This window comes from Streptomyces sp. NPDC007945 (assembly GCF_042958885.1).
Taxonomy (GTDB): domain Bacteria; phylum Actinomycetota; class Actinomycetes; order Streptomycetales; family Streptomycetaceae; genus Streptomyces.
Map to the genome: position 1 here is coordinate 38,874 of NZ_JBIBJV010000006.1, position 14,121 is coordinate 52,994.

Below are 14,121 nucleotides of genomic sequence, written 5' to 3' on the forward strand. Positions count from 1 at the left end.
TCAGCGGGCGGGGCGGGCCTCGGCGGCGAGCCATTCGAAGGAGGCGGCGGCGTCGGCGGCCTTGTACTCCAGGCCCACGAAGCCGTCGTACCCGGCCTTCCTCAGCTCGTCGAGCAGCTGCTCCAGCGGGAGTTCGCCGGTGCCCGGGGCGCCGCGGCCCGGCATGTCCGCGATCTGGACGTGGCCGGTCTTGTCGGCGTACCGCGCGATGACCTCGCCGACGTCCTCGCCGTTCATGGCCAGGTGGTAGATGTCGAGGAGGAACTTGGCGTTGCCGAGCCCGGTGGCCTCGTTCACCTTGTCGACGACCTCGATCGCGGAGGGCGCGCTCACCAGCGGGTAGAGCGGCGACTCCGGCTCGTTCAGGGTCTCGATCAGCAGGATCGCGCCGACGCGGTCGGCGGCGCGGGCGGCCAGGACCAGGTTCTCCAGGGCGAGGGTGTCCTGGACCTCCGGGTCGACGCCCTCGACGCGGTTGCCGTAGAGCGCGTTGAGCGCCTTGCAGCCGACCGAGGCGGCGAAGTCCGCGGCGACGTCGATGTTGGCCCGGAAGCGGTCGGACTCCTCGCCCGGGACCGAGACGGCGCCGCGGTCCGGGCCGGGGAGCTGTCCGGCGTAGAAGTTCAGACCCACCAGCTGGGTGCCCGCGTCCTCAAGAGCCTTCTTGAGGGCGTCGAGCTCGCTCTGCTCGGGGGTGGCGGTGTCGATCCAGGGCCACCACAGCTCGACCGCGGTGAAGCCGGCCGCGGCGGCGGCCGCGGGGCGCTCCAGGAGCGGGAGTTCCGTGAAGAGGATCGACAGGTTCACATCGAAGCGCTGGTCCGAGTATCCCATGAGGGGCGGCGCTCCTTCCGTATTGCGGAAGTCGTTTTCTGTCTGACGGAAGGTTGCCCGGCGGGCGTCCGACTTGTCAAGAGGTCCCCGCAGGTCCGGGGCTCCCCAGCCGCCCGAACGGCCCGTAGCGTGGGGGCATGGTGCGTTTGAGAGTGGAGTTCACGACCGAGCCGTTCGACCTCGACGAGGCGCCGGCCCACGCGGTCGTGGCTCGTGAGGTCATCCAGTCGGCCGAACTGGACGCCGTCGATGTCGGCCCCTTCGGCAACACCGCGGAAGGCGGCGCCGACGCCGTCCTCACCGCCGTCGACGAGCTGCTGCGCAAGGCGCTCGGTGCCGGTGCCACCCGGGTCTCGCTCCAGGTCAACGTGATCGGTGAGGGCGGGGAGGACGAGAAGTGATCGAGCATCCCTTGGCGGCGGCGGTGAAGCCGCTGGTCGACGCGATGGGCGCGGAAGTGCTGGAGCCGGCGCAGGCGGCGGTCGACGACATCGTGCTGTCGTGGGAGGGCGAGGACGTCCTCGCCGTGCGACTGCCGCAGCTGTCGGACTCCCTGGACCGCATCCTCGCGGCGATGGAGCGCCGGCACGGGATGCCGCTGGCCGAACTGGACCGCAAGGCCAAGCAGGAGATCGTGCGGCTCCTGGAGGCGCGCGGTGCCTTCTCCGTGCGTCATGGAGTGGAGACGGTGGCGGGTGCACTGGGTGTCAGCCGCTTCACCGTCTACAACTACCTGAACAGGGAAAACGCCTCCAAGAACGCTTAGTTGATCAAGAATGGCCACAAGCCGTCGTCCGCATGTCGGGACGACGGCTTTTGTGTCACCGACTTTTCAACAAAGTGTTGACGTCGTGTTGTCGAGGGCGTTAGCTATCCGCAGCCCGTCCGACGCACAGCGAAAAACAGCCACGGAGGCTTCCCGTGACTTCAGGTACGACACCGGGTCTCACCCGGTTCAACACCTCGGCGGACAGCGAGGCTCTCGCCGCGCTCCACGAGGTGTGCTCCAGCTCGGCGTGGGGGAGCAAGATCCTCGACCAGCGCCCGTACACCACCGCCGAAGCCCTCTTCCTCGCCAGTGACGCCGCCATGGCCGAGCTGACCGCCGAGGACCTGGCCGAGGCGATGGCGGGCCACCCGCCGATCGGTCGTCCGAAGGAAGGGGATGCCACCTCCACCCGCGAGCAGAGCGGGATGGCCGGCTCCTCCGCCGAGCTCAAGGCCGAGATGCTCGAACTGAACCTGGCCTACCAGGAGAAGTTCGGCCACGTCTTCCTCATCTGCGCCACCGGCAGGACCGGCGAGCAGATGCGGGACGCGGTCAAGGACCGGATCGGCAACTCGCCCGAGCAGGAGCGCGAGATCGTCCGCACCGAACTGGGCAAGATCAACCGCATCCGGCTCACCCGTCTCGTAGAGGAAGAGAGTGCCGCATGAGCACCGACACCACGGCCTCGGTGTCCACGCACATCCTGGACACCAGCATCGGTCGCCCCGCGGAGGGCGTGGCGATCACCCTCGCCGCCCGCGCCGGCTCCGACGCCGCCTGGGTCGCGCTCGGCGGCTCCGCCACCGACGCCGACGGACGGTGCAAGGACCTGCCGGCCCTGCCGGTCGGCACCACCCACGTACGCCTCGACTTCGAGACCGAGGCGTACTTCCTGAGCAAGCAGAACCAGCAAGCCGAGGCGCAGCAGGACGCCCCCGCGAATCGGGACAGCGGTCCGGCCGGTGCTTTCTTCCCGGAGGTGGCGATCACGTTCGCCGTCAAGCCGGGCGAGCACTACCACGTACCGCTGCTGCTCAACCCGTTCGGCTACTCCGTTTACCGAGGGAGCTAGCAGACATGACACCCCTTTCCCGCCCTGCCCACCCTGTGATCCTCGGCCAGAACCAGTACGGCAAAGCGGAGAACCGCGTCGTCAAGATCACGCGGGACGGCGCCACCCACCACATCAAGGACCTGAACGTCTCCGTCGCCCTCTCCGGCGACCTCGACGACGTCCACCTCACCGGCTCCAACGCCAACTGCCTCCCCACCGACACGACGAAGAACACCGTCTTCGCGTTCGCCAAGGAGTACGGCATCGAGTCCGCCGAGCAGTTCGGCATCCACCTCGCCCGCCACTTCGTGACGAGCCAGGAGCCGATCAAGCGGGCCCGGATCCGGATCGAGGAGTACGCCTGGGAGCGCATCGCCTCCTCGGACGCCAACTCCAAGTTCATCGGGGCCGACGAGGTCAACCACTCCTTCGCCCGCAAGGGCCAGGAGACCCGCGTCACCCAGATCACCTACGACGGCGAGAAGTGGGAGGTCATCTCCGGCCTCAAGGACCTCGTCGTCATGAACTCCACCAACTCGGAGTTCTGGGGCTACATCAAGGACCAGTACACCACCCTCCAGGAGGCGTACGACCGCATCCTGGCCACCCAGGTGTCCGGCCGCTGGCGGTTCAACTGGACCGACGACGACCAGCGCATGCCCAACTGGGAGCGGTCCTACGAGCAGACCCGCAGGCACATGCTCGAAGCCTTCGCGGAGACCTACTCGTACTCCCTCCAGCAGACGCTGTACCAGATGGCCACGCGGATCATCAACCACCGCGCGGAGATCGACGAGGTGCGCTTCTCGCTCCCCAACAAGCACCACTTCCTCGTGGACCTGGAGCCCTTCGGGCTCAAGAACGACAACGAGGTCTACTACGCCGCGGACCGCATGTACGGCCTCATCGAGGCCACAGTCCTGCGCGACGGCGCCGAGGCGCTCATCCCGGTCGACATGACCAACCTCTGAGTGGCACCACATCTCTGAGCGGCACTGAGTGACCCGGTCCCCGCCCGCCCGCAGTCGGGCGGGGACCGGCACCGGACCGGAGGGAACCCAGCATGGCACTGCCCGCACCGGGGCCGGCGACCGCCGAAGGCCCGTGTTCCACCCCGTCGACCAGCGAGGCCCCTGCCCAGGCCGCCTGCCATCCGGTCGACGAGAAACTCCCCGCCTCGCGGCTCGTCCCCGCGGCGCTCCAGCACATCGCCGCCATGTACGCCGGCGTCGTCACCCCTCCGCTCATCATCGGCCAGGCCGTCGGCCTGGACGCGGCCGGGATGACCCGGCTCATCGCCGCCAGCCTCCTGATCGCCGGTCTCGCCACCATCCTGCAGACCCTCGGCATCCGGAACATCGCCGGCAACCGGCTCCCGTTCGTCAACGCGGCCTCCTCCGCGGGCATCGCCCCCATGCTGGCCATCGCCGAGACGAGCGCCCCCGGACACCAACTCCCCGCCATCTACGGCGCGGTCATGGTCGCGGGCGTCTTCTGCCTCGCCGTCGGCCCCTTCTTCGGCCGGCTCCTGCGCTTCTTCCCGCCGCTCGTCACCGGCGTCGTCATCACCCTGATCGGCGTCACCCTGATGCCGGTGCCCGTCAGCTGGGCCCAGGGCGGCGACAAGACCGCCGCCGACTTCGGCGCCATGAAGTACCTCGCCCTCGCCGGCTTCACCCTGGTCGTCGTCCTGCTCTTCCAGCGCTTCGGCCGCGGCTTCGTCAAGCAGATCGCCCTGCTCCTCGGCCTGCTCATCGGCACCCTCGCCGCGATCCCCTTCGGCATGGCGGACTTCTCCGCCCTGCGCGAGGCGCCCGTCGCCGCCCTGCCGTCCCCCTTCGCCTTCGGCGCCCCCGAGTTCCAGCCCGCCGCGATCCTCTCCCTGTGCATCGTGATGCTGGTCCTCATGACCGAGTCCAGCGCCGGCATGCTCGCCCTCGGCGAGATCTGCGAGCGCCCCAGCGACGGGAGGACCATCACCCGCGGTCTGCGCACCGACGGCATCGCCACCCTGCTCGGCCCCGTCTTCGGCGGCTTCCCGACCTCCGCCTTCGCGCAGAACGTCGGCGTCGTGTCGCTCACCCGGGTCCGCTCCCGCTACGTGGTCGCCGTCGCCGGCGGCGCCCTCCTGGTGCTCGGTGCCTTCCCGGTCCTCGGCGCGGTCGTCTCCATGGTCCCGATGCCCGTCCTCGGCGGCGCCGGCATCGTCCTCTTCGGCTCGATCGCGGTCAGCGGCATCCGGACCCTCTCCGAGGCCGGACTCGACGACAGCTCCAACATCATCCTGGTCGCCGTCGCGCTCGGGGCGGGCATCATCCCACTCGCCGCCCCCACCTTCTACGCCGGCTTCCCCGCCTGGGCACAGACCGTGCTCGGCTCCGGCATCAGCGCGGGCGCGCTCGTCGCCGTCCTGCTGAACCTGTTCTTCCATCATCTCGGCACCCGGAGCCGTCAGGCGGCCCCGGCACTCAAATCCTCCTAGGGTCCTGCCGTGCCCACCCCACCCATGAGGAATGAAGGAAGCACCGCCATGGCAGCACCTTCGGCAGCCCAGCGCATCGTCATCGAGAACGCGGCGATCGCCACCGTCGACGCGAACGACACCGAGTACGCCTCCGGGTACCTCGTCGTCGCCGACAACAGGATCGAGTCCCTCGGCCCCGGCAAGGCCCCCGAGAACCTGGAGAACGTGGTCCGGCGGATCGACGCCACCGGCCACCTGGTCACCCCGGGCCTGGTCAACACCCACCACCACTTCTACCAGTGGATCACCCGGGGCCTGGCCACCGACCACAACCTCTTCGACTGGCTGGTCGCGCTCTACCCGACCTGGGCCCGCATCGACGAGCGGATGGTGCGCGTCGCCGCCCAGGGCTCGCTCGCCATGATGGCCCGCGGCGGCGTCACCACCGCCATGGACCACCACTACGTCTTCCCGAAGGGCTCCGGCGACCTCTCCGGCGCGATCATCGGCGCCGCCTCCGAGATGGGCGTGCGCTTCACCCTGGCCCGCGGCTCCATGGACCGCAGCGAGAAGGACGGCGGCCTGCCGCCGGACTTCGCCGTCGAGACCACCGAGGGCGCGCTCGCCGCGACCGAGGAGACCGTCAAGAAGTTCCACGACGCCTCCTTCGACGCGATGACCCAGGTCGCCGTCGCCCCCTGCTCGCCCTTCTCCATCTCCACCGAGCTGCTCCGCGAGGGCGCCGCGCTCGGCCGCCGCCTCGGCGTGCGCATGCACACCCACGGCTCGGAGACCGTGGAGGAGGAGAAGTTCTGCCACGAGCTCTTCGGCATGGGCCCGACCGACTACTTCGAGTCGACCGGCTTCCTGGGCGAGGACGTGTGGATGGCGCACTGCGTCCACATGAACGACTCCGACATCGCCGCCTTCGCCCGCACCAAGACAGGTGTCGCCCACTGTCCGTCGTCGAACGCGCGCCTCGCCGCCGGCATCGCCCGCGTCCCCGACATGCTGAAGGCGGGCGTCCCGGTCGGCCTCGGCGTCGACGGCACCGCCTCCAACGAGTCCGGCGAGCTCCACACCGAACTCCGCAACGCCCTGCTGATCAACCGCCTCGGCGCCCACCGCGAGGCCGCGCTCAACGCCCGCCAGGCCCTGCGGCTCGGCACCTACGGCGGCGCGCAGGTCCTCGGCCGGGCCGACAACATCGGGTCCCTGGAGGCCGGCAAGCTCGCCGACCTCGTCCTCTGGAAGATCGACGGCCTCGGCCACTCCTCGATCGCCGACCCGGTCACCGCCATCGTCTTCGGCGCGGCGGCCCCGGTCACCGCGTCCTTCGTCAACGGCAAGCAGATCGTCGAGAACAACCGGCTGCTCACCGTCGACGAGGACACCATCGCGCGCGACGCGCGCGCGGAGGCCCAGCGCCTGGCCCGCATCGCGGCCCAGGCCTGACCCTCCCCCCGGAGTCCGGTCGGGGGGGACGGCCCCCGACCGGTCGCCGCGGACCCGAGCAGGGTCCGCGGCAGCCCGACCGGGCGGCGCCGTACGCACCCGTCGTACGGCGCCGCCCGCGACGGCCGCAGCCGCCCGTCCCCCCACCGGGCGTCCAGTCCCCGCGCCGCACCCCTTCCTCCGGCGCACCGCACCGCCCCGCGACGAGCCGCACCTCCCGCACTTCGCACCGCATCGCACCACCTCCCTGACACCCGCGTCACCGCCGACGCGTACCCGACCGGAGGAACCGCCGTGGCCGATGAGCCCCAGGTTCGCAATGCACAGGACGCAGGCACCACCGACCCCGGAGACCGGAGACATCCGGTCGACGAGACCCTGCCTCCCCTGAAGATGTTCACCAGCGGCCTCCAGCACGTGGCCGCCATGTACGCGGGCGTGGTGGCCCCGCCGCTGATCGTCGGAGCGGCTGTCGGCCTCTCCGGCACCGAACTCACCTTCCTGACCGGCGCCAGCCTCTTCACCGCCGGCCTCGCCACCTTCCTCCAGACCCTCGGCGTCTGGAAGATCGGCGCCAAGCTGCCCTTCGTCAACGGCGTCACCTTCGCGGGCGTGGCCCCGATGCTCGCCATCATCGACACCACGAAGGACAAGGCGGACGCGCTGCCCGTCATCTTCGGCGCGATCATCGTCGCCGGTCTGCTCGGCTTCCTCGCCGCGCCGTGGTTCTCCCGGCTCGTGCGCTTCTTCCCGCCGGTGGTCACCGGCACCGTCATCACCCTCATCGGCATCTCGCTGCTGCCGGTCGCCTTCGGCTGGGCGCAGGGCCCCAACCCCGCGGCGAAGGACTACGGTTCGGGGAAGTTCCTCGCCCTGGCGGCCGTCACCCTCGCGATCGTCCTGCTGCTGCGCCGCTTCACCCGCGGGTTCCTCAAGCAGATCGCGGTCCTGGTCGGCCTGGTCCTCGGCACGCTGATCGCCATACCCTTCGGCGTCACGGACTTCTCCCCGGTCACCGAGGCGGACGTCGTCGGCTTCCCGAGCCCCTTCCACTTCGGCGCCCCGCAGTTCGCGCTCGCCGCGATCATCTCCATGTGCGTGGTCATGCTGGTCTCGATGACCGAGTCCACCGCCGACATGCTGGCGCTCGGCGAGATCGTGGAGCGGCCCGCCGACGAGAAGACCATCGCGGCCGGTCTGCGCGCCGACACCCTCGGCTCGGCGATCAGCCCGCTCTTCAACGGCTTCATGTGCAGCGCCTTCGCGCAGAACGTCGGCCTGGTCGCCATGACCCGGATCCGCAGCCGCTTCGTCGTCGCCTGCGGCGGCGGCATCCTCGTCCTCATGGGCCTCTCGCCCATGATGGCCTCGCTGATCTCGGTGGTGCCCCGCCCCGTCCTCGGCGGCGCCGGCGTCGTCCTCTTCGGCTCGGTCGCGGCCAGCGGCATCCAGACCCTGGTCAAGGCCGGCCTGGAGAAGGACAACAACGTCCTCATCGTCGCCGTCTCGCTGGCCGTCGGCATCATCCCGATCACCAAGCCGGACTTCTACCACGCCTTCCCGCAGACCGCGCAGATCATCCTGGACTCCGGCATCTCCACCGGCTGTGTGGCCGCCGTCCTGCTCAACGTGGTCTTCAACCACTTCGGCCGGCGCGCGGACGACGACGAGGTGACCGCGCCGATGGAACCGGGCGAAGAGATCTCCGAGACCCGCACCGCCAAGGCGGCCCACGTCCACTAGCCGGCGCGGGAACCACCGCACCCGCGTCCCCCGTCCCGCCCGCCCCGGCTCCCGCGCACCGCGCGGGGCCCGGGGCCGCGGCGTGCGGTCCGGCGCCCTCACCGCGACTCCACGGCGATCCGCCGGGCGCACTCGGCCGCGAGCGCCGGATACGCGGCGGCGATCGCCTCGTACTGCCTGCGCCGCAGCAGCCGCTCGGCCTCGTGGCGGCCCGTGTCGCCGTACAGCCCGTCGAGCAGCGTCTCGTACCGCGCCAGCGTCTGCCGCAGATAGCCCACCTGCCACCGCGTCAGCGCGCCGGGGGAGACCCCGCCGCCTCCGCCGCCCGCACCGCGCGCCGTCAGCAGCCTCCGGTGGCGGGCCGCCCGCCGCTCCAGCTCGGCCGCCGGGAGCCTCGGCACCAGGAGCGGCTCGGCCCGGATCGCCGCGAGGACGGCCGCCCGCCGCCCCTCGGCCAGCACCCCGACGGCGCCGCTCCGCCCCGACGCGGCCAGGGCCGACGAGGCCGCCGCGAACTCGGGCGTCCGCTCCACCGCCTCCACCCGCGCCAGCAGGTACAGCCGCAGCGGCGTGAGCGCGTACCGGCGGGGATCGCGCCCCTGCACGTCCGGAAGCCCCAGCAGCTCCCGGATCATCGTGTCGCTCCAGCCGCGCCGCCGCACCCCGGCCGACGACACGTAAAGCCAACGGTCCGTCATGATCCCCCCAAGAATCGACTACGGAGAGTAACGATTCCAGTGAAGCGCACCCCACTGACAACGCCCCCTTGCCAACCGCCGGACCCGCGTGCGATATAGGTCTGGACCATTCCGACGGATGGAGGCCGGACCGTGCAACGCCCGCTCGCCGCAAGCCTGTCGACCGCGCTCGCCCTGACCGCCGCCACCGTCCTCACCGCCTGCTCCGGCCCCGGCCCCGCGGACACCACCCCGCCCGCCACCCCCACCGGCCTCACCGCAGCCTCCGGCAGCTCCACCACCGTCCACGTCATGTGGGAGGCCGCCACCGACGACCGCGCCGTCACCGGCTACCAGGTCCTCCAGGACGGCCGCCCGGTCAAGGACCTCCCCGCCACCACCGTCATGACCGACATCACCGGCCTCGCCCCCGGCAGCCGCCACACCTTCGCCGTCGTCGCCCGCGACGCCGCCGGCAACACCTCACCCGCCACCCCCGCCGTCGCCGCCACCACCCTGCGCGCCACCGCCGAGGACCGCGAACCCCCCACCGCCCCCCGCACGCTGCGCGCCACCCCGGACGGCACCACCGCCGCCGTCCTCACCTGGACCCCCTCCCGCGACGACACCCGCGTCACCGCCTACGACGTCCACCAGGCCGGCGTCCGCATCCACACCGCCCCCGGCACCGCCACCACCGCCCGCCTCACCGGCCTGCGCCCCGGCACCGCCTACTCCCTCACCCTGCGCGCCCGCGACGCCGCCGAGAACTCCTCCCCGGACAGCCCCCCGGCCGAGCTCACCACAGCCCCCGCCCCCGGCGCACCCGCCAACACCTCCCCGCGCGCCCTCGCCGCCACCTCCGCCGACGGCGAGATCACCCTCACCTGGACCCCGCCCGAGACCGGCGGCCCCGTCACCCACCACGAACTCCACATCGACGGCCGCTTCGCCACCACCATCGTCTGGGGCGCCGCCCCGCCCGCCGGCCGCGCCACCTACACCTTCCCGGCCCAGGCGAAACCCGGCACCACGTACACCCTCACCCTCCGCGCCCGCCTCCCCGACGGCACCTGGGGCGACTTCTCCGCCCCACGGACCGTCACCGTCCGCTGAGCCCGGACCGGTTGCGGGGCGGCCCTCCGCCGCCGAGGCGACGGGTCATAGGATCGGGCGATCAGGGCGGAACGACGGGCCCGGCACGGCCGGGGCCGTCGAGAACGGACGAGTGGGACCAGCGTGACGAACCCGATCGCCTCCGGCGGCGGCGAAGCCGAGGAAGCGTTCACGGCGATCCCGGCCCTGGACGCCCTCGCCCACGAGTTCGGCGTGACCCCGCCCCGCGACCTCGCCGCCGCCGAGGAGCTCTGCGCGCTCGTGGCCGCGGCCGGCGAGGACCACCGCCCCCTCGACCGCTGGCTCGCCCCCGGCGGTCCCGCGGAGGCCGAGGACGCGGCGGTACGCGTCACCGCCGACGCCCTCCGCGCCTTCCTCGCCCGCCGTGCCGAGGCCCTGGCGGCGCGAGAGCGGGCCGCCGTTGAGGCCGGCCCCCGCTGGACCGCCCTGCCCCCGGACCTCACCGGACAGCCCCCCGCCGTCGAGCGGGCGCTCGCCGGGCTGCGCCCCGAGGGCCTCGGCCTCGCCCCGCTCACCCGCGCCCGGGCCGCCGGCCTCGCCCGCCGGCTCACCGGCCTCGCGGCCCATCTGGCGGAGACCGACGCGCGCGCCTCCGCCCTCGCCGGACTCCTGGGCCGCGACGCGCCCCGGAGCACCCGGGAGGCCGAGGAGCTGACCGCCCTCGCCGGCCTCGGAGCGGGCCCCCACCGGGCCCCGGAGCACTGGCTGGACCCGGCGGTGCTGCGGCGGGTCCGCGAGGTCCGCGTCCAGCTCGCCGACGCCCTCCGGCGCCTCGCCGAGGCGGAGGCGGCCGCGTCGGCCACCTTCCGCCCCGAGATCGTGACCCTCCCCGAACTCCCCGACATCGCCCGCCGACTGACCGAGGGGGCGCGCGGCCTCGGCGGGGCGCTCTCGGGCACCGTGCGCGCCGACCGCGGGATCATCGGCGCCTTCACCACCGCCGGTACCTGGCGCGGCGACCTGTACGACAAGCTGCCCCTCGCCCTCGCCTGGAAATCCGCCCACGAGCGGCTGCGCTCGCTCGTCCGCGCCCACGCCGCACTGCTCGGCCGGTACGCCGCGGAACTCCCCGACCTGACGCTCCTCGACGCCGCCCTCGGCCACGCCGGGGTCCTGCGCCGCCTCGCGCCCGACACCCTGGCGGACCCGCGCCGTCGCGCCCTCCTCGCCGGGCAGCTCGCCGACGGCCGCACGCCCACCCCCGAACTGACCGGCCACGCCGCCGCGGTGCGGGAGGCGCTGGCCGGCTGGCGGACGGTACTGCGCGGGCCGTGGCTCGCGGAGCGCGCGGAGGCGCTCGCCGGGCAGCCGCTCGGCCGGGCGGCCCGCTGGGCGAGCGCCCACCTGGCCCCGCTCGCAGCCGCCCTGGACCTCCTGGACGCCGTCGCCCCGGCCGGCCGGGGCGACGACGACCCCGCCTACGCCCCCACGGTGGAGGAGGCGCGGACCGCCCTCGCCGCCGTCCGGGAGGCCCGTCGGGCGACCGACGCCCTCGACGCGCGGGCCGAGGCGGACCGGCTGCTGCTCGGCCCCTGGTACCGGGGCCTCGACACGGAGCCGTCCGCGATCGGCGCACCCCTCCCCGACGCCACGCCGGCACAGGCGGCCGTCGGTGAACTCCTCGCCCGCGCCCGGGACCTCGCCGACCACGCCGACGGCCCCGCCGCCGAGGACCGCCACCGCGAGCTCCTCGGCCGGTACGCGCCCGACGCGGGCACCGGCCCCGATACGGCGGTAGGCCCCGGCACCTTCGCCCTGTGCCGGGCCCTCGACATCGCCCGGACGGCGGAACGGCTCGCACCGGACGCCCTCGCCGACCCGGAGCGCCGGGCCCGCCTCGCCGACCGGCTCGCCGACGGCCGCCCGGTGCCTCGCGACGCCCTGCGCCGGGCCGAGCGGATCCGCGCGCGGCTGTCGGCCCGGCGGCGGGGCGCCCCCGGGGGAGCGGCCGGGGGCTCGCCCGGGCGGGCGAGGACAGAGGACCCCCGGGGACGGTCGAGGCGACGACAGACCCGGCGGAGGCGACGAGGGGAGGGCTGAGAGCCGCCCGGGACGACCGGGGAGGGGCGGGCGCGTCCGTCGGGGCGTCCGCGGAGGCGGTCCGGGCACGACAGGCCCTCGCCGCCCGGGGGTGTTCCTCAGGCCGTTCCCGGTGCCCCCGAACTACCCTGGAACCGTGGCCGAGACCGTTCTCACCAATACCGGGCTGGACAGGTTCCTGGAGCTGCTCGACGGCAGGCCGGAGCACCGTGACCCCGCGTTCCGCCGGGCCGCCGAGATCGTCCTCGGCCTCCTCTCGCTGCGCGGCGCCGACCGGGCCGGCGGCCTGCCCGAGCCCACGCCGGAGCTGGTGCGGCGCCTCCTCGTCGAGGACCTGCCCGCCTTCGTCCACATCGCCCCCGGCGAGGAGGCCCGCTACCGTGCGGTCGTCGGCGAGCTCGCCGGGCGGTTCGACGACGGGCTGCGCGAGCGGATCGCGGCCGTCGTCGAGGAGAGCGCAGGGGACTTCGAGCGCGCCATGGCCGACCCCGGGAACCTCACCTGGTACCGGTGGTACGCCTCGCTGCTGCGGACCATCGGCACCGACCTCGACGACCCCGACGACGTCCGGCGGCGGATCGGCGCCCTCGACGGCGCGCCGCTGCCCGACGGGGTCCTCCGCGCCGACCTCATGGGCCGTACCGCCCTCGCGGACACCGTGCTCGCCGAGGCCGTCGCCCGCGCCTACGTACGGGACGCCGAGGAGCCGCCCGCCGCGGGGCCGCTCCTCTCCGACCACGCCGTGGCCGGGGGCGTCGGCCGGGTCGCCGCCGCCCTCCTCGACCGCTGGACCGCCGCCGGCCTCGCCGAGCAGCTCGCCGGCGCCTACGCCCGCTTCGCGCCGGGCCCCGACGACTTCCCGCACCTCGTCCTCGCCGACGCCCTCCTCGACGAGCACATGGACTACTACGGCGACCCCTCGATCCCGGTCCCGCCGCCCTTCGCCGTCGAGCCCGCCCCGTGGGACGACGCCGAGCGGGACGCCGACGCCCTGCTGGCCGCCGTCGAGGAGCTGGCCGAGGAGGAGTACGAGCCCTACGGCGGCGAGGCCCCGCACCTGCTGTACGCGCTCTACCAGCGCGGCTGCGCCGCCGACTCGATCGCCCGGCGCGCCGCCGAGTACGAGGACTGGACCGTCGACCCGGCCCTGGAGGACGTCCCCGTCGCCGTCCCGGAGGGCGTCACCGGCGCCTACGTCACCCCGCCCGTGCCCGAGCTCGTCCGGCTGCTCGGCTCCGCCGGACTCGGCGAGGACGACCGGGTCCGCCTGGAGGGCCCGGCCCGCGAACTCGCCGCCGTCGCCGACCGGCTGGCCGCCACCGGTCTGGTGCTGCGCTCCGGCGACGCCTTCGGGCTCACCCCGCGCGGCGCCGCCACCGTCCGCTACCTCCTCCGGGTCCGCCGGGTCGCCGCGCCCACCACCGCGGAGGCGGTCGCCTGGCCGGCCGCGGAGCTGGTGGCCGCCGCGGCGCAGTGGCCCCACGCGCCCGCCGCGCGCGTGCTCGCCGACTGGCTGCACGCGCGCGGGGACACCGCCGCCGCCTGGTCGGAGCTGCTGGCCGCGCTGGGCTCCGTCCACGCCCACGCCGCCGAAGGGGCCGACGTACGCGCCCTGTTCGGGCTCCTCGACACCGCCACCGCCCCGCCCGACGCGCTGCGCGCCGCGCTCCGGGACCCGGTGGTCGGCGCCGACGCGCTGGACGCGCTGCGCGCCCGCGGCGAGGAGGCCGACCCGGTCCAGGTGCCGGCCTCGGCCCGTGCCCTGCGCGTCCTGGACCGGCTGCCCGGCAAGAAGGGGCCGCTGGAGTCCCGGCGGGCCGCCTTCGACGCGGCCGCCGCCGAGTGGCCGGGCGGCTCGGCCGCCCTCGTCCGGGAGATGGCCGAGGCCGACCGGCACGGCACGGAACGGGTCCTCGGACCGCTGGGCATCCGCCTGCCGTGAGGGGCG

Annotated in this window: 13 protein-coding genes; 11 read left to right on the top strand and 2 right to left on the bottom strand. The window is 73.8% G+C overall.

Translation table 11 applies throughout. The features are described from left to right. Positions 1-834: a TIM barrel protein gene (locus ACFZCF_RS19850; RefSeq protein WP_391287683.1), complete on the bottom strand. Its 834-nt coding sequence runs from the start codon at positions 832-834 to the stop codon at positions 1-3. Between the two features lie 140 nt (positions 835-974). On the opposite strand from ACFZCF_RS19850, the gene ACFZCF_RS19855 reads away from it, so the two are divergent. From ACFZCF_RS19855 to ACFZCF_RS19890, 8 genes are all read left to right on the top strand, one after another. Further along, positions 975-1,235, top strand: a complete 261-nt coding sequence (locus ACFZCF_RS19855) for a hypothetical protein (RefSeq protein ID WP_360610128.1) — start codon at positions 975-977, stop codon at positions 1,233-1,235. 44 nt (positions 1,236-1,279) lie between these two features. Then, a complete protein-coding gene (locus ACFZCF_RS19860) occupies positions 1,280-1,600 on the top strand; it encodes a helix-turn-helix domain-containing protein (protein WP_391288229.1) in 321 nt (106 codons plus the stop codon). 155 nt (positions 1,601-1,755) lie between these two features. Further along, positions 1,756-2,271, top strand: coding sequence for a 2-oxo-4-hydroxy-4-carboxy-5-ureidoimidazoline decarboxylase (gene uraD, locus ACFZCF_RS19865; RefSeq protein ID WP_391287685.1), 516 nt, complete (start codon positions 1,756-1,758; stop codon positions 2,269-2,271). Next, on the top strand, positions 2,268-2,675 hold the full coding sequence (gene uraH / locus ACFZCF_RS19870; protein WP_031015272.1) for a hydroxyisourate hydrolase: 408 nt from the start codon (positions 2,268-2,270) through the stop codon (positions 2,673-2,675). Before uraD ends, uraH begins: the two co-directional genes overlap by 4 nt. A 5-nt stretch (positions 2,676-2,680) precedes the next feature. Beyond that, positions 2,681-3,628, top strand: coding sequence for a factor-independent urate hydroxylase (gene pucL, locus ACFZCF_RS19875; protein WP_388445082.1), 948 nt, complete (start codon positions 2,681-2,683; stop codon positions 3,626-3,628). A gap of 92 nt (positions 3,629-3,720) precedes the next feature. Beyond that, the gene (locus tag ACFZCF_RS19880; RefSeq protein WP_391287688.1) at positions 3,721-5,139 is read left to right on the top strand and encodes a solute carrier family 23 protein; all 1,419 of its coding nucleotides are present in this window, start codon (positions 3,721-3,723) and stop codon (positions 5,137-5,139) included. Positions 5,140-5,187: 48 nt separating this feature from the next. Next, positions 5,188-6,576: an 8-oxoguanine deaminase gene (locus tag ACFZCF_RS19885; protein ID WP_388445089.1), complete on the top strand. Its 1,389-nt coding sequence runs from the start codon at positions 5,188-5,190 to the stop codon at positions 6,574-6,576. Between the two features lie 393 nt (positions 6,577-6,969). Further along, positions 6,970-8,319, top strand: coding sequence for a solute carrier family 23 protein (locus ACFZCF_RS19890; RefSeq protein ID WP_391288231.1), 1,350 nt, complete (start codon positions 6,970-6,972; stop codon positions 8,317-8,319). Positions 8,320-8,417: 98 nt separating this feature from the next. Here ACFZCF_RS19890 and ACFZCF_RS19895 read toward each other — a convergent pair whose 3' ends face one another. Continuing rightward, positions 8,418-9,017 (bottom strand): hypothetical protein, encoded by a 600-nt coding sequence (locus ACFZCF_RS19895; protein WP_388445091.1) that lies wholly within the window; start codon positions 9,015-9,017, stop codon positions 8,418-8,420. Between the two features lie 132 nt (positions 9,018-9,149). Here ACFZCF_RS19895 and ACFZCF_RS19900 point away from each other — a divergent pair, with 132 nt between their 5' ends. From ACFZCF_RS19900 to ACFZCF_RS19910, 3 genes are all read left to right on the top strand, one after another. Further along, a complete protein-coding gene (locus ACFZCF_RS19900; protein WP_391287691.1) occupies positions 9,150-10,112 on the top strand; it encodes a fibronectin type III domain-containing protein in 963 nt (320 codons plus the stop codon). A 123-nt stretch (positions 10,113-10,235) separates the two neighbouring features. Beyond that, on the top strand, positions 10,236-12,173 hold the full coding sequence (locus ACFZCF_RS19905) for a hypothetical protein (protein WP_391287693.1): 1,938 nt from the start codon (positions 10,236-10,238) through the stop codon (positions 12,171-12,173). Positions 12,174-12,309: 136 nt separating this feature from the next. Further along, the gene (locus ACFZCF_RS19910) at positions 12,310-14,115 is read left to right on the top strand and encodes a hypothetical protein (RefSeq protein WP_391287695.1); all 1,806 of its coding nucleotides are present in this window, start codon (positions 12,310-12,312) and stop codon (positions 14,113-14,115) included. Positions 14,116-14,121: the final 6 nt, after the last annotated feature.